Source organism: Nocardioides sp. WG-D5 (assembly GCF_054031175.1).
In genome coordinates this window covers 4,474,247-4,492,200 of sequence record NZ_CM132928.1, presented here as the reverse complement: position 1 = coordinate 4,492,200, position 17,954 = coordinate 4,474,247, and the positions used below count along the sequence as shown (strand labels likewise).

Annotated in this window: 19 protein-coding genes; 9 read left to right on the top strand and 10 right to left on the bottom strand. The window is 70.2% G+C overall.

Annotated elements, in window-relative coordinates; genetic code table 11:
- Positions 1-10: 10 nt before the first annotated feature.
- Positions 11-490, top strand: a complete 480-nt coding sequence (locus ACWZJV_RS21720) for a nucleoside deaminase (RefSeq protein WP_045551128.1) — start codon at positions 11-13, stop codon at positions 488-490.
- A gap of 90 nt (positions 491-580) precedes the next feature.
- Here the strand turns inward: ACWZJV_RS21720 and ACWZJV_RS21715 are convergent, their stop codons facing one another.
- From ACWZJV_RS21715 to ACWZJV_RS21700, 4 genes are read right to left on the bottom strand one after another with little or no spacing between them, the layout of a single operon-like run.
- A complete protein-coding gene (locus tag ACWZJV_RS21715) occupies positions 581-1,384 on the bottom strand; it encodes an ABC transporter permease (protein WP_457178606.1) in 804 nt (267 codons plus the stop codon).
- Positions 1,381-2,184, bottom strand: coding sequence for an ABC transporter permease (locus ACWZJV_RS21710; RefSeq protein ID WP_457178604.1), 804 nt, complete (start codon positions 2,182-2,184; stop codon positions 1,381-1,383). Before ACWZJV_RS21710 ends, ACWZJV_RS21715 begins: the two co-directional genes overlap by 4 nt.
- The gene (locus ACWZJV_RS21705; protein WP_008358845.1) at positions 2,184-3,017 is read right to left on the bottom strand and encodes an ABC transporter ATP-binding protein; all 834 of its coding nucleotides are present in this window, start codon (positions 3,015-3,017) and stop codon (positions 2,184-2,186) included. The genes ACWZJV_RS21710 and ACWZJV_RS21705 overlap by 1 nt, the downstream gene beginning before the upstream one ends.
- Before the next feature lie 2 nt (positions 3,018-3,019).
- Positions 3,020-4,060, bottom strand: coding sequence for an ABC transporter substrate-binding protein (locus ACWZJV_RS21700; RefSeq protein ID WP_008358846.1), 1,041 nt, complete (start codon positions 4,058-4,060; stop codon positions 3,020-3,022).
- A gap of 387 nt (positions 4,061-4,447) precedes the next feature.
- Here ACWZJV_RS21700 and ACWZJV_RS21695 point away from each other — a divergent pair, with 387 nt between their 5' ends.
- The 3 genes from ACWZJV_RS21695 (at position 4,448) to ACWZJV_RS21685 (ending at position 7,486) form a co-directional block, all read left to right on the top strand.
- Positions 4,448-5,158: a GntR family transcriptional regulator gene (locus ACWZJV_RS21695; RefSeq protein WP_008358848.1), complete on the top strand. Its 711-nt coding sequence runs from the start codon at positions 4,448-4,450 to the stop codon at positions 5,156-5,158.
- A 124-nt stretch (positions 5,159-5,282) separates the two neighbouring features.
- A complete protein-coding gene (locus tag ACWZJV_RS21690) occupies positions 5,283-6,776 on the top strand; it encodes an NCS1 family nucleobase:cation symporter-1 (protein ID WP_457178601.1) in 1,494 nt (497 codons plus the stop codon).
- Positions 6,776-7,486, top strand: a complete 711-nt coding sequence (locus ACWZJV_RS21685; protein ID WP_457178599.1) for an aspartate/glutamate racemase family protein — start codon at positions 6,776-6,778, stop codon at positions 7,484-7,486. Before ACWZJV_RS21690 ends, ACWZJV_RS21685 begins: the two co-directional genes overlap by 1 nt.
- On the opposite strand, the gene ACWZJV_RS21680 is transcribed toward ACWZJV_RS21685, so the two are convergent.
- Positions 7,470-8,195: an NUDIX hydrolase gene (locus ACWZJV_RS21680; RefSeq protein WP_457178597.1), complete on the bottom strand. Its 726-nt coding sequence runs from the start codon at positions 8,193-8,195 to the stop codon at positions 7,470-7,472. The two genes, ACWZJV_RS21685 and ACWZJV_RS21680, sit on opposite strands and share 17 nt — an antisense overlap.
- Before the next feature lie 101 nt (positions 8,196-8,296).
- On the opposite strand from ACWZJV_RS21680, the gene ACWZJV_RS21675 reads away from it, so the two are divergent.
- Together ACWZJV_RS21675 and ACWZJV_RS21670 are read left to right on the top strand one after the other, a co-directional pair.
- On the top strand, positions 8,297-9,307 hold the full coding sequence (locus ACWZJV_RS21675) for an SPFH domain-containing protein (RefSeq protein ID WP_457178595.1): 1,011 nt from the start codon (positions 8,297-8,299) through the stop codon (positions 9,305-9,307).
- Positions 9,304-10,197, top strand: a complete 894-nt coding sequence (locus ACWZJV_RS21670) for a hypothetical protein (protein ID WP_457178593.1) — start codon at positions 9,304-9,306, stop codon at positions 10,195-10,197. Before ACWZJV_RS21675 ends, ACWZJV_RS21670 begins: the two co-directional genes overlap by 4 nt.
- Here the strand turns inward: ACWZJV_RS21670 and ACWZJV_RS21665 are convergent.
- Positions 10,189-10,740: a TetR family transcriptional regulator gene (locus ACWZJV_RS21665; protein ID WP_050800751.1), complete on the bottom strand. Its 552-nt coding sequence runs from the start codon at positions 10,738-10,740 to the stop codon at positions 10,189-10,191. The two genes, ACWZJV_RS21670 and ACWZJV_RS21665, sit on opposite strands and share 9 nt — an antisense overlap.
- Positions 10,741-10,826: 86 nt before the next feature.
- Between ACWZJV_RS21665 and ACWZJV_RS21660 the strand changes: the two genes are divergently transcribed.
- On the top strand, positions 10,827-11,150 hold the full coding sequence (locus tag ACWZJV_RS21660) for a DMT family transporter (RefSeq protein ID WP_457178592.1): 324 nt from the start codon (positions 10,827-10,829) through the stop codon (positions 11,148-11,150).
- Positions 11,151-11,160: 10 nt separating this feature from the next.
- Here ACWZJV_RS21660 and ACWZJV_RS21655 read toward each other — a convergent pair whose 3' ends face one another.
- Positions 11,161-12,822, bottom strand: a complete 1,662-nt coding sequence (locus tag ACWZJV_RS21655; RefSeq protein ID WP_008358865.1) for an FAD-binding dehydrogenase — start codon at positions 12,820-12,822, stop codon at positions 11,161-11,163.
- Between the two features lie 137 nt (positions 12,823-12,959).
- Here ACWZJV_RS21655 and ACWZJV_RS21650 point away from each other — a divergent pair, with 137 nt between their 5' ends.
- Entirely contained in the window at positions 12,960-13,871 is a 912-nt protein-coding gene (locus tag ACWZJV_RS21650; RefSeq protein WP_008358867.1) for a hypothetical protein, read from the top strand.
- Here the strand turns inward: ACWZJV_RS21650 and ACWZJV_RS21645 are convergent, their stop codons facing one another.
- From ACWZJV_RS21645 to ACWZJV_RS21635, 3 genes are all read right to left on the bottom strand, one after another.
- Positions 13,872-14,168 (bottom strand): GNAT family N-acetyltransferase, encoded by a 297-nt coding sequence (locus ACWZJV_RS21645; protein WP_040755292.1) that lies wholly within the window; start codon positions 14,166-14,168, stop codon positions 13,872-13,874.
- 10 nt (positions 14,169-14,178) lie between these two features.
- Entirely contained in the window at positions 14,179-14,664 is a 486-nt protein-coding gene (locus ACWZJV_RS21640) for a methyltransferase family protein (protein ID WP_196875086.1), read from the bottom strand.
- A gap of 62 nt (positions 14,665-14,726) precedes the next feature.
- Complete coding sequence (locus tag ACWZJV_RS21635; RefSeq protein ID WP_196875087.1) at positions 14,727-15,305, bottom strand: TetR/AcrR family transcriptional regulator; 579 nt, start codon at positions 15,303-15,305, stop codon at positions 14,727-14,729.
- A 137-nt stretch (positions 15,306-15,442) separates the two neighbouring features.
- Between ACWZJV_RS21635 and ACWZJV_RS21630 the strand changes: the two genes are divergently transcribed.
- Positions 15,443-17,923, top strand: a complete 2,481-nt coding sequence (locus ACWZJV_RS21630; RefSeq protein ID WP_457178589.1) for an MMPL family transporter — start codon at positions 15,443-15,445, stop codon at positions 17,921-17,923.
- The last annotated feature ends 31 nt before the right edge of the window (positions 17,924-17,954 follow it).

Below are 17,954 nucleotides of genomic sequence, written 5' to 3'. Positions count from 1 at the left end.
GGGAATCGGCATGACCGACACCATGTGGTTGGAGCAGGCGGTCGCGCTGGCGGTCCGCAACGTCAACAACGGCGGCGGCCCGTTCGGCGCCATCATCCTGCGCGACGGCATCCTGCTCGGCACCGGCCAGAACCGGGTCACCCGCGACCTGGATCCCAGCGCCCACGCCGAGATCGTCGCGATCCGCTCCGCGTGCAAGGAGGCCGACAGCTTCTCGCTCGCTGGCTGCACCCTCTACACCTCGTGCGAGCCCTGCCCGATGTGCCTGGCGACCGCCCTGTGGGCTCGTCTGGACCGCGTCGTCTACGCGGCCGACCGCGACGACGCCGCCAAGGGCGGGTTCGACGATCGTGCCTTCTACGACCTGTTCGGCACCGGCCGCGCCAACGAGCACCACGACTGGCCGACCAAGGTCGACGAGCTGCGGATCCCGCAGGCGTACGACCCATTCGACGCCTGGCTCGCCAAGCAGGACCGCACCGACTACTGACCCCGGCCGAAACTGCACTTCTGGCGAGCCGAGAAGTGAGTAGTGGGCGACGAAAGTGGAGTTTCGTCGCCCACAACTACAGATTCGGCGCTAGCGGGTCATCCCCATCCGCTCCAGCGCGACCGACTCGAGGAGCTGGACGAGGTTGTAGAGCACCAGCGTGACCACGGTGATGATCGCGACGGCGGCCCACAGGTCGTCGAAGCGGGCGGCGGCGGGGAACTTCTGGATGTTGCCGCCGATGCCGTTGCCGGTCGAGAGCCACTCGGCGAGCAGCGCTCCGGTCACCGCGCCGGGCACCGAGACCCGGGCGGCGGCGAAGATCGACGGGAGCGCCCCGGGCAGCGAGACCTTGCGGATCGCGGTGAGCCGCGAGCCGCCGTAGACGGCGACCAGGTCCAGCGACTGCGGCGAGGCCTGGGAGAGCCCGAACAGGACGGCCGCCAGCGCCGGGAACAGCACCACGATGATCCCGAGCACCACGACCGAGGCGGTCGAGGCGCGACCGGTGATCAGCATGACCACCGGGGCGATCGCGACCAGGGGGATCGAGCGCAGCAGCAGGGCCAGCGGCATCACGCCGGCCTCGACCGTACGCGACAGGTTGAACAGCACCGCCGCCACGATCGCGAGCGCCATCCCGGCGAGGAAGCCGAGCCCGGCGTCCTTCAGGGTCACCCAGGTCAGCGGGAACAGCGAGGCGCGGTGGGCGGCCGCGTCCGGCCCCGTGAAGAGGTGGTCGACGACGTCGAGCGGCCCCTTCGCGACGAACTCCGAGACGCTGGAGAACGACACGAACGCCTGCCACAGCACGGCCACGATCACCAGCGCGGCGACGGTGTGCAGCACCGGCCCCAGGACCGCCCGCGTCAGACCCTTGGCACCCGACCTCATCCGGACCTCCCAGCCACCCACGGCGTCACCAGACGCGAGACCAGCCCCAGCAGCAGATAGCCGGCCAGGGCGACCAGGGCACAGACCAGGAAGACGGCCCAGAGCCGCTCCGGGTCGGGCTTGCCCTGCAGCACGATCAGCGTGCGCCCGACGCCACGGTCGGTGGAGCCGAGATACTCGCCGAGCACGGCACCGAGGATCGCCGTCGGCACCGCGATCTGGAGCGCGTTGAGGATCGCCGGAACGGCCGCGACGAGGCGTACCTTCACCAGCTGGGTCCACACCGAGCCGCCGTAGACGCGGACGACGTCGAGCGAGGCACGGTCGGCCGACTTGAACCCGAGCACGGCCCCGACGACGGTCGTGAAGAAGACCATCAGCGCGGCCAGGAAGACGGAGGTCTTCGAGGGGTCACCGGGCTGCTCGGCGCCGCCGAGGACGACGATCGAGATGCCGCCGACGGCGACTACGGGCAGGCAGTACGTCGTCACCGCGATCTGCATGATCACCGGCTCCAGCCACGGCACCAGCAGCACCAGCGAGGCCAGCAGCATCGCGATCAGGTTGCCCCACAGGAAGCCGATCGACGCCTCCATCAGCGTCTCGCGGAGCACGCCGCCCCAGAACGCCGACGGGCCGGCGGCCGCCATCTCGGAGAGGACGGTCCACGGCGGCGGCACCGGCGTGAAGCCGGTCCCGGCATCCGGCGGGAACCCGACCACGGCCACGACTGCCCACAGCACGAACAGGGTGACCACGCCGATGATCCCGGCGAGCCAGCCCGGCATCCGCACCCGCATCAGGACTCCGCCTCGGCGCGCCCGTCGTCGCCGAAGAGCAGCTCGGAGGCCCGGTCGGCGAGCGCGTGGAACTCCGGCGTACGCATCATGTCGGGCGTACGCGGCCGGGGAAGGTCAACCTCGATGATCTCCTTGATCCGGCCCGGTCGCGGCGACATCACCGCGACCCGGTCGGAGAGGAAGATCGCCTCGTTCACGCCGTGGGTCACCAGCAGGGTGGTGGCCGGCTTCTCGGTCCAGATCCGCAGCAGCTCCAGGTTGAGGTTCTGCCGGGTCATGTCGTCGAGCGCACCGAACGGCTCGTCGAGCAGGAGCACGGAGGGCTTCAGCGCGAGCGCCCGGGCGATCGAGACGCGCTGCCGCATCCCGCCGGAGAGCTGCGCCGGGCGGGCCTTCTCGAAGCCCTCGAGCCCCACGAGCTTGATCAGCTCGTGGATGTAGGCCATGTCGGGGCGCCGTCCGGCAACCTCGAAGACGAGCTTGATGTTGCCGACCACCGAGCGCCACGGCAGGAGCGCGTGGTCCTGGAACGCGATCCCCAGCTCGGAGTCACGCCGCAGCTCGGCGGGGGCCTTCCCGTCGACGTACGCCTCCCCGCTCGTCGGGGTCTCCAAGCCGGCGAGGATCCGCAGGATCGTCGACTTGCCGCAGCCGGAGGGGCCCAGCAGGGCCAGGAACGAGCCCTGGTCGGTGTGGAGCTCGGTGTCCTTCAGCGCGGTGACGGCTTTGTTCCCCGAGCCGAAGACCTTGCTGATTCCTGAGATGTGGATGCCGGTGCCACCGGTGGTCTCCGTCGCGGGAGCACCGGCATCCATGAGCTTGTCGTCGGCCATGACTACTTCTGGTAGTCCTTCAGCTCGGGGTTCTCCTCGTAGATCTCGTCGATGATCGAGGTGTCGAACAGGTCCTCGGCCGAGACCTCCCAGCCGGCGGCGGCGAGCGAGTCGACGGTCTGCTGCTGAAGCTCCTCGGAGATGGTGAACAGGCCGTTCTTCTCGGTCTCCGGGGTCGAGATCAGCTTCTGCGACTCCTCGAGACCGCGCTTGGTCTTGACCGGGTCGAGCTCACCGAAGCTGGCCTCGAGGCCGTCGGAGTCGCTGGCCGCCTCGTTGTAGTGGGTCGTGATGACCTTGACCACGTCGTCGGAGGGGTTCTTGAAGGTCTCGGTCCAGCCCTTGATCTCGGCGGTCAGGAGCGCCTTGAGGAGGTCGCGGTTCTCGGCGAGGTACTGGTCGGTGACGGTGTAGGTCTCGGCGACGTACGGCACGCCGTTCTCGGCGTAGGGCAGGTTGGTGACCTCGTGGCCGGCGAGCTCGACGGTGATCGACTCGTTGGTCAGGTAGGCCATGAAGCCGTCGACCTGGCCCTCCATCAGCGGCGTCGGGTCGAAGTCGACCGGGACGACGGTGATGTCGTCCTTCTTCTCCTCCAGCCCGTTGGCGGCGAGGATCGCCTTGAAGACGTTGACGTTGGAGTCCTGGACGCCGATCTTCTTGCCCTTGAGGTCGGCCGGCGTCGCGATGTTGCCGCCGTCCTTGAGCGAGAGGATCGTGAACGGGTTCTTCTGGAAGGTCGCGCCGATGATCTTCAGCGGCGCCTCCTGCTCGGCGATCGCGGAGCCGACGGAGGCGGCGTCGTTGATGGCGACCTGCACCTTGCCGGAGAGCAGCTTGGCGACACCGGTGTCGGGGCCCGAGATGCCGTTGACCGCGTCGAAGCCGGCTTCCTTGTAGTAGCCCTTGTCCTCGGCGTAGTACTCGCCGGCGAACTCCTCGTTCTTGATCCACGAGTACTGCATCGAGATGGTGCCGAAGCCCTCCTCGCTGCTGCTGCCTTCGGAGTCGGAGCCGCAGGCGGCCAGCGTCGTGGCGGCCACGACGGACAGGAGGGCCGCGGCGGCCCGGAGATGTACTGACTTACGTCGCGAGGTCCGAGAGGCGGGGGTAGACATCGAAACGAGTTCCCTTCGAGGAGTTGCACGCACAGGTCCCGGGGACCGTAGCGAGCGGAGGTTTCAGGTGCTGGCACCAGCGTTTCGGCGTTGTAACGACCTTTTCAAACGTTGTGTTCGATGCAGGGGTCGGTCCCGAGCCACGGCGTCCGCTGGACAACAATGCCGTGGTTGTTGTCTAGTTACCCAACGCGCGTACGCCGCATCGCATGTGCCGTCCGACACACCGGATCCACCGTTATCGGTTCGTGATCAACCCGAGACCATTCGGTGACCGGCCGGAGGCGCCGGACCACGGCAGGAGGACCTCCGATGCAGGGACCCCGGCGCCGCTCCGTGTTCGCCTCCCGCCTGGTCAGCTCCGCCGGCGACGGTGAGCAGCCGCATGTCATCGAGGACCTCCGGCTGGCGATCCTGTCCGGCGAGGAGCCACCCGGAACGCTCATCCCGATCGCCTCGGTGGCGACGTTCTTCGGCGTCAGCCAGATCCCCGTGCGCGAAGCTCTCAAGGTCCTCACCGGCGAGGGGCTCGTCGAGCACCGCCCCCATGTCGGCTATGCGGTGGCGAAGCTGACCTTCGCCGAGTTCCGCGAGCTCTACGACGTGCGCGCCGCCCTGGAGACGTCCGCGTTGCGCGTGGCCGTCCGATCGGCCACGGAGGCCGACGACGAGCGCGTACGCAGCGCCCATTCCGCCATGGCGGCGGCCGTCGCCCGAGGCGACGAGCGCGGCTATCACGTCGAGTCGCGCCGATTCCACCGGGCGCTGATCGCGCCGGCCGGAATGCAGCGGCTGCTGCACATGTACGACTCCGCCTGGAACATGACCGAGCCGGCGCGGCCCATGTCGCGCGTCGCCGAGGTCGACCGGGCGCTCCTCCACGGCGACCACGACGCCATGGTCGCCGCCTTCTGCGCGCGCGACGCGGACCGGCTCGTCACCGAGTCGGCCGCCCACTACGAGCATCTCAAGACCGCCATCGAGGTCTTCCGGAGCGACCCGGACGTGTTCCGGCAGCCCTGAGCGCCACCGGCAGTCGGCGGCGTACGTCGTATATCTTTCGCGTCACATTGCTCTGACACGGCATCTGATCAGGTGAAACACCCGGTCTCCACGATGGGGTGACCCCCACCCGAAGGAGACCGTGATGACCGAGGTGACAGCACCGCCCGCCTACCATCCCCGACTGTCGAACGAGGACCTCGACCCGCTGCCCGAGCAGAAGTGGGGCTGGTACAACATCTTCGCCTTCTGGATGTCGGACGTGCACAGCGTCGGCGGATACGTCACCGCCGGAGCCCTCTTCGCGCTCGGCCTCACCGGCTGGCAGGTCTTCGTCTGCCTGATCGCCGGGATCGTGCTGGTGCAGATCTTCTGCAACCTGGTCGCCAAGCCGAGCCAGCAGACCGGGACGCCCTATCCGGTGGTCTCGCGGGCCTCGTTCGGCGTGCTCGGTGCCAACATCCCCGCGATCATCCGCGGGTCGATCGCGATCGCCTGGTACGGCGTGCAGACCTTCCTCGCCGCCGGGTCGCTCACCATCGTGATCCTCAAGCTCTTCCCCTCGCTGGCGACCTATGCGACCGCCGACCACTCCTTCCTCGGCCTCTCCTATCTCGGCTACGTCAGCTTCGCGATCCTCTGGGTCGCCCAGGCCCTGGTGTTCTGGCGCGGCATGGAGTCGATCCGCAGGTTCATCGACTTCTGCGGGCCGGCGGTCTACGTGGCGATGCTGGCGCTGTGCGTCTACATGCTCTACCGCGCCGACTGGAACGTCTCCTTCTCGCTGTCCGACAAGGAGCTGACCGTCGGTCAGCAGGTGACGGCGATGCTCGGCGCGATCGCGCTCGTGGTCTCCTACTTCTCCGGCCCCATGCTGAACTTCGGCGACTTCGCGCGCTACGGGAAGTCGTTCAAGGCCGTCAAGACCGGCAACTTCTGGGGCCTTCCGGTCAACTTCGTGCTCTTCTCGCTGCTCACCGTGCTCACCGCCTCGGCGACCATCCCCGTCTTCGGTGAGCTGATCACCGACCCGGTGGCCACCATCGAGCGGATCGACACCTACACCGCCGTCCTGCTCGGCGGGCTGACCTTCGTGATCGCGACCGTCGGCATCAACATCGTCGCCAACTTCATCTCACCGGCGTTCGACTTCTCCAACGTCGCCCCGCAGAGGATCTCCTGGCGGATGGGCGGCATGATCGCGGCCGGCGGCTCGGTGCTGCTGACCCCCTGGAACTGGTACGCCAACGACGAGGCGATCTTCTGGACCCTCGGCCTCCTCGGCGCCCTGATCGGGCCGCTGTTCGGCATCCTGATCGCGGACTTCTACCTGGTCAGGGGCCAGAAGATCGTCGTCGACGACCTCTACACCCTCTCCGAGTCGGGCACCTACTACTACACCCGGGGCACCAACCCCAAGGCCGTCTACGCGCTCGTGGTGGCCGCAGTGTTCTCGTTCGCGTCGGTGCTCGTCCCGAAGCTCGGCGGCGTGCTCACCTGGCTGCCCGACTACTCCTGGTTCATCGGCTGCGGCATCGGGTTCGTGGCGTACTACCTGTTCTCCGGGGCCGCCGCCACGGAGCCCTCCTCGGAGCCCTCCTCGGAGCCCGCCACCGAGCCCGCCTCGGAGCCCGCCTGATGCGGATCCTGGTCGTCAACCCGAACAGCTCGGCGTCGATGACCGCACTGATCGGCGAGTGCGCCCGGGCGAGCGTCGGCCCGGGCGTGACCGTCGACGCGATCGACCCGGGTGCCGGGCCGGTCTCGCTGGAGTCGCACTACGACGAGGCGATCGCGGTGCCTCATCTGCTCGGTGTCCTGGAGCGGGAGGGCGCGGCGTACGACGGGTTCGTGATCGCCTGCTTCGGCGACCCCGGGCTGCACGCGGCCCGGGAGATCCTCACCGGCCCGGTCGCCGGGATCGCGGAGGCGGCGATGCGCACGGCGGCGTACCTGTCCCGGAGGTTCTCGGTGGTCACCACGCTGCCGCGGGTCATCGCGCACACCTGGTCGATCGCGCGCGACTACGGCGTCGCCGACCTGGTCGGCGGCATCCACGCCTGCCGGATCCCGGTCGTCGACCTGGAGACCGACCCCGAGGCGTACGCGACGATCCTGGCCGCCTGCCGCCGGGCGCTGGCCGAAGACGGCTCCGAGGCGATCGTCCTCGGCTGCGCCGGGATGGCCGACCTGTGCGCCCGGCTCTCCAAGGAGCTCGAGGTGCCCGTCGTCGACGGCGTCGCCGCGGCGACTGCCGAGGTCGAGAAGCTGGTACGTCTCGGGCTGAGCACCAGCAAGCACGACGGGTACGCCGCTCCCCCGGCGAAGGAGATCAGGGTCCTGCGGTGACGTCCAGCGACGCCGTACGGCGCAGCAGCGGCGGGTGCAGATGCTCGGCCGAGCCGCGGCGGAAGAGCTGGGCCGGGCGGCCGCCGTCGCGGGTCGTGGTGGCGCCCGTGGGCTCGAGGAAGGCCTCGGTCTTGGTGACCTTGCGGTGGAAGTTGCGGGGATCGAGCCGCTCGCCCCAGACGATCTCGTATACCCGGCGCAGCTCGGCGACGGTGAACTCCTCGGCACAGAAGGCCGCGCCCAGCGGGGAGTACTCCAGCTTGGAGCGGGCCCGCTCGACACCGTCACGGAGGATCGCGGCGTGGTCGAAGGCGAGGTCGTCGCCGGCCAGCAGCGCTTCGACCTGGCACCACTGCGCGTCGGCCGCGTCCGAGCCCGCCGCGGGCACCGGGAGGTCGGGCGCCAGCGCGAGATAGGCGACCGTCACCACCCGCGCCCGCGGGTCTCGCCCCGGCGCGCCGTACGTCGCCAACTGCTCGACATGCACGCTCCCCGGCTGCAGGCCGGTCTCCTCGGCGAGCTCGCGCGCAGCGGCCTCCTCCAGGCCCTCGTCTTCGAGGACGAACCCGCCCGGAAGCGCCCAGGCGCCGGCGAACGGCTCGATGCCGCGGCGGACGACCAGGGCGCAGAGCGCATCGTCACGGACGGTGAGCACGACGAGGTCGACGGTGACGGCGACCTTGCTCACGTGGCCTGGGGGGTGCTCCATGGGGCCGATCTTGCACCAATCGTCATCTTGACGACAAGCGCGCCACGCCTTATCGTCATAATGACGCTAATAAATCCGATGGAACAGACACGGAGTCCGAGATGGCCGACATCGCCCGCTACCCCTTCCTCCGCCACCTGCGCGGGAGCACCACCACCCACGTCCAGCACCTGCACAACGGCACCGTCCGCCACAGCGGCGTCGGCGTCTCGTTCTGGTACCGCCCGCTCTCCGCGGTCCTCTCCGAGGTGCCCGTCGACGACCGCGAGCTGCCGCTGCTCTTCCACGCGCGCACCGCGGACTTCCAGGACCTGACCACGCAGGCCACGGTTAGCTTCCGGATCGTCGACCCGGCCGCGGTCGCCGGCCGCATCGACTTCTCCATCGACCCCGAGAACGGCCGCTGGCGCGGCAGCCCGCTCGACCAGGTCGCCGGCCTGCTGACCGAGACCGCGCAGCAGTACGCCCTCGACCTCATCGCCGCCCAGAGCCTGGCCGACGTGCTCGCCGGCGGCGTCGGGCCGGTGCGCGACGCGATCGCCGCCGGCCTGGGTGGCGACGAGCGGCTGACCGCCACCGGGCTCGCGATCCTGGGCGTGCGGGTCGTCGCGTTGCGTCCCGAGCCCGAGGTGGAGAAGGCGCTCCTCACCCCGACCCGCGAGCGGGTCCAGGCGGACGCCGACAAGGCGACGTACGAACGGCGCGCGACGGCGGTCGAGCGCGAGCGGGCCATCTCCGAGAACGAGCTGCAGAACAAGATCGAGCTCGCCCGCCGCGAGGAGCAGCTGGTCGGCCAGCAGGGCGCCAACGCGCGGCGCAGTGCCGAGGAGAAGGCCGCTGCCGCCCGGATCGCGACCGCCGCCGAGGCCGAGCGCACCCAGGTGCTGGCCGAGGCGAACGCCCAGGCCACCCGGGCCACCGGGCTGGCGAAGGCGGATGCCGAGGCCGCCGCCCTGGCCGCCTACCGCGACCTGCCCGAGGCGGTCCTGCTCGGCCTCGCCCTCAAGGAGCTGGCCGCCAACCTGCCCCAGATCGAGCACCTGGCGCTCACCCCCGACCTGCTCGCGCCGGTCCTCGCCAAGCTCGGCGCGCGGAGCACGGAGGCGGCATGAGCGTCGCCCCGCGCGTGGTGCTGGTCCATCGGGCCACCGAGCTGGAGGAGCTCGTCGCCCGGCACGGCACCCTGGGCCAGGTCGGCTTCTTCCTCTCCAGCAGGGGCCGTGACCTGGCCGAGGTGCAGGGCCGTCACGAGGCTCTGAAGGCGGCGATCTCGCAGGTCGGCGCCGCGATCCCGCTCGACTGGCGGCAGGGGTCGGTCGAGCGGGGCGATCTCGACCGGTTCCTCTTCGGTCCCGAGGACATCGTGGTCGTGGTCGGCCAGGACGGTCTGGTGGCCAACGTGGCGAAGTACCTCGACGGGCAGCCGGTGGTTGGGATCGACCCCGAGCCGGGCCGCAACGCGGGTGTGCTCGTGCGCTACCCGCCGCGCGCCGCCGCCGACCTGATCCGCTCGACCGGCACGTGCGAGGAGCGGACCATGGTCGAGGCGGTCGCCGACGACGGTCAGTCGCTGGTCGCGCTGAACGAGGTGTACGTCGGTCAGGCGACCCACCAGACCGCCCGCTACCGGCTCACCGTGGCCGGCCGGTCGGAGTCGCAGGCCTCCTCCGGTCTGATCGTCGCGACCGGCACGGGTGCCACCGGATGGGCGCGGTCGGCCTGGGTCGAGCGGCACAGCACGCTCACGCTCCCCACGCCTTCGGCCCCGGAGCTGGCCTGGTTCGTGCGGGAGGCGTGGCCCTCGCCGGCGACCGGGACGACCCAGACCGAGGGCACGCTGGCCGGCGGCGAGCAGACGGGCGACTGCCTCACGATCGAGGTGGAGTCCGACCGCCTAGTCGCCTTCGGCGACGGCATCGAGACCGACACGCTCGCGTTGTCATGGGGCCAGCAGGTCGTCGTGCGCCGAGCGGAGCGCAGGCTGCGGCTGGTCTCAGGCTGAGGCGATGGCTCCGGCGGCAGCGGCGAGGTCGGCCACGCCCGCGGCGAGCTCGTCGGGCCTGTCGGTGGCCAGGTCGAGATGGAAGCCGAACAGCGAGGAGTCCACCAGCGTGACGATCCGGCCGGCCCGCTCCGGCGGCGCGCCGCACGCGGTGATGTAGTCGCGCAGCGCGGCGTACCAGAGCTCGTTGGTCTCACGGACGACCGAGCGGTAGGGCTCCATCCCGATCAGCCCGGTCGCGGCCGCCTGCAGGTAGATCTGCAGGCAGCTGTGCAGCGGGTCGCAGCGGTAGGCCCGCCACAGAGCCTCCACCCCGGCCCGTACGTCGTCGGCCGGCGGCAGCGCCGCGACCGCCGCGACGGAGAGCTCGTTGGTGCGCGCCACCACCGCGGCGACCAGCTCGTCGCGGCCGCCGAAGTGGTAGATCAGCATCCGGTCGCTGGTGCCGATCGCGGCCGCCAGCGGACGCAGGGTCAGCCCGATCAGCCCGTGCTTGTGCACGTGCTCGACCACCTGCTCGAGGAGCTCCTCCTTGCGGTCCATGGAAAGCATTATGCCCAACCTGTAGCGACTGCTACATTTCTGCCTGATGTAGCAGTCGCTACACACGCTTCAGGAGGACCCCACCCATGTACGCCGCCACCCTGCTCGTCGTCGCGATCGCGATCGAGGTCGCCAGCACCGCGCTGCTCCCTCGCACCGAGGGATTCCGCAACCTCCCGTGGTCCGTCGCCGTCCTGGCCGGCTACGGCGCCTCGATCTGGCTGCTGTCGGTGGTCGTGGAGCGGATGCCGGTCTCGGTGGCGTACGCCATCTGGTCAGGCCTCGGCACCGCCCTGGTCGCGGGCATCGGCGTGATGTTCCTGGGTGAGCACCTCACCGCCGCGAAGGCCGGCTTCCTCGCGATGATCGTCATCGGCGTGGTCGGGCTGAACCTCTCCGGCGCCCATTGAGCCAGACCGGTCAGATCGCCGCAGCCGCGGCCCGCCCCGCCGTACGTCCCGAGAACAGGCAGCCGCCGAGGAACGTGCCCTCGAGCGCGTTGTAGCCCATCATCCCGCCGCCGCCGAAGCCGGCGACCTCGCCGGCCGCGTAGAGCCCGGGCAGCGGGGTGCCGGCCGAGGTCAGGCAGCGGCCCGACAGGTCGGTCTCGAGCCCACCGAGGGTCTTGCGGGAGAGGATGTGCAGCTTGACCGCGATCAGCGGGCCGGCCTCGGGGTCGAGGATCCGGTGGGGCTTGGCGGTGCGCTGCAGCTTGTCGCCGCGGTAGTGGCGGGCGGCGTACAGCGCCGTGATCTGGGCGTCCTTGGTGAAGTTGTTGGCGATCTCGCGGTCGCGGGCCTCGATGATCCGGCGCAGCTCGCCCTCGTTGATCTGCGGGCCGGTCGGGTCCTTCTCGGCGAGGCCGTTCATCCCGTGGACCAGGGCGGTGAGGTTCTCGGCGACCACGAAGTCCTCGCCGTGCTCCATGAACTTCTTCACCGGGCCGGGGCCCTTGCGGGCCCGCTCGGCGAGCAGCTTGAGGTCCTTGCCGGTCAGGTCGGGGTTCTGCTCCGAGCCGGAGAGCGCGAACTCCTTCTTGATGATCTTCTCGGTCAGCACGAACCAGGAGTAGTCGTAGCCGGTCTCGCGCAGGTGCTTGAGCGTGCCGAGGGTGTCGAAGCCGGGGAAGAACGGCGCCGGCAGGCGCTTGCCGGTGGCGTCCAGCCACAGCGACGAGGGACCGGGGAGGATCCGGATGCCGTGGTTGGCCCAGATCGAGTCCCAGTTGCGGATGCCCTCGACGTAGTGCCACATCCGGTCGTCGTTGATGATCCGCGCGCCGGTCGCGGCGGTGATCTCGAGCATCCGGCCGTCCACGTGCGCGGGCACACCGGAGACCATCGACTGCGGCGGGGTGCCGAGCCGCGAGGGCCAGTGCTTGCGGACCAGGTCGTGGTTGCCGCCGATGCCTCCGGAGGTGACGATCACGGCCTGGCCACGCAGCTCGAAGTCCTCCACCTCCGTACGCGAGGAGGCCTGTCCACGCTCGATGTCGCTGGGCTCGAGCACCTTGCCGTTGACGCCGACGGCGGCACCGTCCTCGACCAGCACCTGGTCGACGCGGTGCCGGAAGGCGAAGGTGATCCGGCCGGTGTCGGCATGGGCACGCACCCGCCGCTCGAACGGCTCGACCACACCCGGCCCGGTCCCCCAGGTGATGTGGAAGCGCGGCACCGAGTTGCCGTGCCCGTCGGCGCGGCCGTCACCGCGCTCAGCCCAGCCGACGACCGGGAAGATCCGGTGGCCCATCTGGTGCAGCCAGGAGCGCTTCTCCCCGGCCGCGAAGTCGAGGTACGCCTCCGCCCACCGCCGCGGCCACAGGTCCACGTCACGGTCGAACTGAGCCGACCCCATCCAGTCCTGGAGCGCCAGCTCGGGCGAGTCCTTGATCCCCATACGGCGCTGCTCGGGGCTGTCGACGAGGAAGAGTCCGCCCAGGCTCCAGAAGGCCTGGCCGCCCAGCGACTGCTCGGGCTCCTGGTCGACGAGCAGAACACTCTTTCCCGCGTCGGCGGCCTCGGCCGCTGCCGCCAGGCCGGCGAGGCCGGCTCCCACCACGATCACGTCGGCGTGCTTCGTCATGTCCGCAGATCCTGCCACCTCCGATACCGGCGGGTACATGGAACCTGTCGCTCGACCGTTCCGTCTGGTGGACAGTTGTCGGACTCGCACCCCGAAGCGGCCGCCCTCGAGGGTCGGAGCGGATAGATTTTTTGCTCGTGATCGACCCCAAGGTGACCGCGCGAAGGCAGCAGAAGTGGGTCCAACGCGGCATCGACCGCACCGAGGCCTGGCTGGGCCGCAGCGGCAGCAGACTGGGTCCGCTGATCCCGCACATCGCCACCTCGATGGTGCTCACCGGGGACGAGGACCACGGCTGGATCCCCCAGGGGCTGGCGTACTCCCCCGAGGCCGACCTGCTCCTGCAGGGCTACTACGGCGACAAGCTCGGCTCCGCGCTGGCCCTGGTCGACAAGCCGTCGGGCGAGCTCATCAACGCCGTCTACCTGGGCGGGCCCAAGGGCAGCGTGAGCGGCCCGGTCAACGCCGGCGGGGTCGCGGTGATCGGCGACGAGGTCTTCGTGTGCCGCGAGGGCAACCCGCCCCGTCTCTACCGCTACTCCCTCACCCAGATCGTCCACGCCGAGCCGCTCTCGACCATCTCCACGGTCGCCCCGCTGGTCTCGGTCGCCGCAGGCTCCTACCTCGCGGCCACGAAGGACCTGCTCTACGTCGGGTCGCACGCGAACAACCGCCTCTACAAGTACATCCGCAAGGACGGCTCCTGGCAGATCAAGACCCCGATCGGCGTACGCACCCCGGTCGGCACCCAAGGCGTCGTGGTCCGCGAGGAGGAGTACGTCTTCAGCGTCTCCCGCGGCCCGGGCCGGCGCAGCCAGTTGATCGTGCAGGACCGGGTCACGATCCGGCCCCGCGCCATGCAGTGGCTCCCCAACCTGGCCGAGGGCATCGCCGAGGTCGGCGACGAGTTCTTCGTGACCTACCAGTCGGGCGCCAGGCCCTACTCCCGCGGCTCCTCGACCCGAGGCCAGGCCTGGCCCTCGGCCCACATGACCCGCACTCCCCTGGCCAAGCTCGGCCTGGAGCCGCGGAAGCCGTCGGAGGTCTGATCAGGCCGGCCAGTCGGTGATGTCGGCGTACTCCTCGCCGTGCCGCTTGAGCCACCCCGCGACGTAGGGGCAGTGCGGGATGATCCGCTTCCCCTTCGCCTTCACATCGGCCAGCGCGAACGCCACCAGCTTCGAGGCCAGCCCCTGCCCGTTGTACGCCTCGCCGACCTCGGTGTGCAGGAAGTCCACGTGCTCGTCGTCGGGCAGCCGGTAGACCGCGAATCCGGCGACCGTCTCGCCGTCGCGGATCTCGTAGCGGTGCCTGGACGGGTTCTCTACGTACTCGATGTCGCTCACGCAGACATTCTCACCGCTGACCCCAAGGCTCGCCACGGTGGTCGTCTCGGTGTCGCGTGCCGAGCCAGCGGGGCGTGGCCGCCCGGTAGGAGTCGTACGCCTCGCCGAAGCTCCACGACAGGGCCTTCTCCTCGGCCGGGATCTGGGTGCGGTCGATGACGGCGACGAAGGCGGCGACGGGAAGGAACGGCAGCAGACCACCCCGCAGGACCGCGTGGGCGGCGAGGAGACCGGCCATGCCGACGTACATCGGGTTGCGGGTGAAGCGGTAGGGCCCGTCGGTGACGACCGCGGTGGCGCGCTCGGGCTCGAGCGGGTTGAAGGTGGTGTCCTTGTGCTTGAACGCGCGAGCCGCGCCGCCCGCGAGATAGACCGACCCGGCCGCGACGAGCCCAGCCGCGACGGACCGCACCACCGTCGGCCGGCGACCGCGGGCGAGCAGATGCTGGGCGGCCAGGCCGACGACGACATAGACAGGCGGCGGCACCTTCGGCATGTCCTCCACCGTAGCCCTGCCCCGAGGCTCCACACCCCCTCTTTCTTGGGTAAAGAAAGCGGTCAGTGCAGCAGCGCGCGCACCAGCCGCTCGGCGATGTCCGGAGCGGGCTCGGAGCGCTCGAGGGAGTGGAGCACGAAGCCACCGACCAGGGCGCGTACGAACTCCATGACCGGGAGGTCGGCGGGCAGCTGGCCGGCCGCGACGGCGGCCTCGATGCGGGTGGAGACGGTCGCGGTGATGCCGAGCGCGTCGTTGAGGCGGTTGCCGATGTCGGGGTTCTCGCAGGCGGCCGCGACCAGCGAGCGGACGAGGCCGTCGTTGCCGGGCTGGGCGACGAGGTCGATGAGGCTCTGCATCCACGCGATCAGGTCGGCGCGGATGTCACCGGTGTCGGGGACCACGGGGTGGTCCGGCAGCAGCTTGTCCTCGATCAGCGCGTCGGCCACGACCGCGCTCTTCGAGGACCACCAGCGGTAGATCGTCTGCTTGGAGACGCCCGCCTCCGCCGCGATGCCCTCGATGGTGAGGTGGTCGTAGCCCTGGGTCGCGAAGAGCCGCCCGGTCGCGCCGAGGACCGCGATGCGAGCCTCCTCGCTGCGTACGGCACCTCGACGGCGCACTCCTGCTGACGCTGGCATGAACGGCATCCTAAGAGCCCGTGGCATCTTCTGGCCAAGGCACAGGTGTGACCCATCACTCGCTCGTCGACCCTTGTCCAGCGGCGTACAGGTGATTAACTGGACGCACCGTTGCGAATTACCGGAGGGATGCCGCCATGGCGGAGCTGTTGTATCGATTGGGCAAGACGGCCGCGCGCCGCGCCTGGCTTGTGATCCTTGCCTGGGTGCTGGCGCTGTCCGGCGCTGCCGGGGCGTACGTCGCCTGGTCCGGTGAGCTCACCACGAGCTTCGACATCCCGGGGCTGCCCTCGTCCGAGGTGGTCGACGAGCTCCAGCAGGGCCTGCCCGACCTGGCCGGCGGCTCCGGCACGATCGCCTTCCAGACCAAGGACGGCACCCCGCTCAGCGCGACGCAGAAGAAGGAGATCCAGGCACTGATCACCAGCGCCGAGGACCTCCCCGACGTCGCCGCGGTCACCGACCCGTTCCAGACCGAGGCCCAGCGTGAGGCCCAGGCCGAGAAGGTGGCCGAGGGCCAGGCCCAGCTCGAGGCCGGCCGGACCAGGCTCGACAGCGCCCAGGCAAAGCTCGACAAGGCGCAGGCCGACATCGACGCGGCCCGCACCCAGCTGCAGGCCGCCGGCCTGCCGACCACCGACATCGACGCCCAGCAAGCCGCCCTCGACAAGCAGCAGGCGAAGATCGACGACAGCTCCGCCGACCTCGAGGCCAACACCGCCAAGGCCGAGAACGGCGCCGAGCTGCTCGCGCTCTCCGAGGAGATCCGGATGGTCTCCGCCGACGGCTCGGCCGCCCTGGTCAACGTCGCCTACTCGGTCGGACGTCTGGAGATGTCCGAGGAGACCAAGAAGGCCACGGTCGACCACTTCACCGACCACCCCATCGACGGGGTCGAGATCGGCGTCTCCTCCGACATCTCCCAGGAGGCACCCAACCCGATGGGACCGGGCGAGATCGTCGGCGTCGGCGTCGCCGCGATCGTCCTCCTGGTCATGCTCGGCACCATCATCGGCGCCGGCGTCCCGCTGGTCACCGCGCTGACCGGCGTCGGCATCGGCGCGCTCGGCGCGCTCTCCCTCTCCGGGGTCGTCCAGATGGCCTCGATGACCCCGATCCTGGGGCTGATGCTCGGCCTGGCCGTGGGCATCGACTACTCGCTCTTCATCCTCAACCGGCACCGCAAGCAGCTGCTCCACGGCTCCGACGTCACCGAGTCGATCGGGCTCGCCAACGGCACCGCCGGCACCGCCGTCGTCTTCGCGGGCTCCACCGTGATCGTCGCGCTGGTCGCGCTCAACATGACCGGCATCCCGTTCCTCGGCCTGATGGGCTCCGTCGGCGCCGCCTGCGTCGCGATCGCCGTGCTGGTCGCGATCACCCTGACCCCGGCCATCCTGGGCCTGGTCGGCGGCCGCATCGTCTCCAAGCGCGCCCGCAAGAAGGTCACGGAGCAGGACGCCGCCGAGGCCCACGCCCGGCCGATGCCCACCTGGCGCGCCGTGGTCACGGTCGTCGCCTCCGTGGTGGCGCTGCTCGCCCTCGCGATCCCGGCTCTCGACATGCGCCTCGGCCTGCCCGACGGCGGCTCGGAGCCCGAGGGGTCGCTGGCCAAGACCGCCTACACGATCACCGAGGACAGCTTCGGCCCCGGCGCCAACGGCCCGCTGCTGGTCGCCGCCGACCTGCCCGACGGGCTCGACGAGTCCGGCATCCAGCACGCCCAGCTGACGGTCGCCAAGGCGCTGGCAGACCTCGACGACGTACGCGCGGTGGCGCCGGTCGCGGTCTCCGAGGACGGTCGCACCGCCGCCTTCCAGGTCGTCCCCGAGGAGGGGCCCAACAGCGTCTCCACCAACGAGCTGGTCAACGCGATCCGGGACATGCCGGCGGTCAACGGCGACATCACGCTCGGCGTCGCCGGCGCCACCGCGGTCGCGATCGACGTGTCGCAGGGTCTCAACGACGTACTCCTCCCCTACCTCGCCGTCGTCGTCGGTCTCTCCCTGCTGATCCTGATCCTGGTCTTCCGCTCCCTCCTGGTCCCGCTCATCGCGACCGGTGGCTTCGTGCTCTCGCTGCTGGCGACGTACGGCGTCGTGGTCGCGGTCTTCCAGAAGGGCATCGGCGCGGAGTGGATCGGCATCGACAGCACCGGTCCCATCCTGAGCTTCCTGCCGATCCTGCTCGTCGGGATCCTCTTCGGCCTGGCGATGGACTACCAGCTGTTCCTCGCCTCCGGCATGCGGGAGGCGTACGTCCACGGTGCCCCGGCTCGCGTCGCCGTCGCCCAGGGCTTCCGGGCCGGGCGTTCGGTCGTGATCGCGGCCGGCCTGATCATGGTCTCCGTCTTCGGCGGGTTCATCTTCGCCGAGTCGGTGATGATCCGCTCGATGGGCTTCGGGCTCGCGCTCGGCGTGCTGCTGGACGCGTTCATCGTCCGGATGCTGCTGATGCCGGCGCTGATGCACCTGCTCGGGCGCTCGGCGTGGTGGCTGCCGAAGTGGCTCGACCGCATCCTCCCGAACGTGGACGTCGAGGGCGCCGCGCTCGAGCGTGCCCACGGCGGCACCGCCCCCGACGACGCGCCGGTCGAGCGGGAGAAGGTCTCGGTCTGAGGAGGACCGTCGGTGGTCGCCGGTAGGGTCG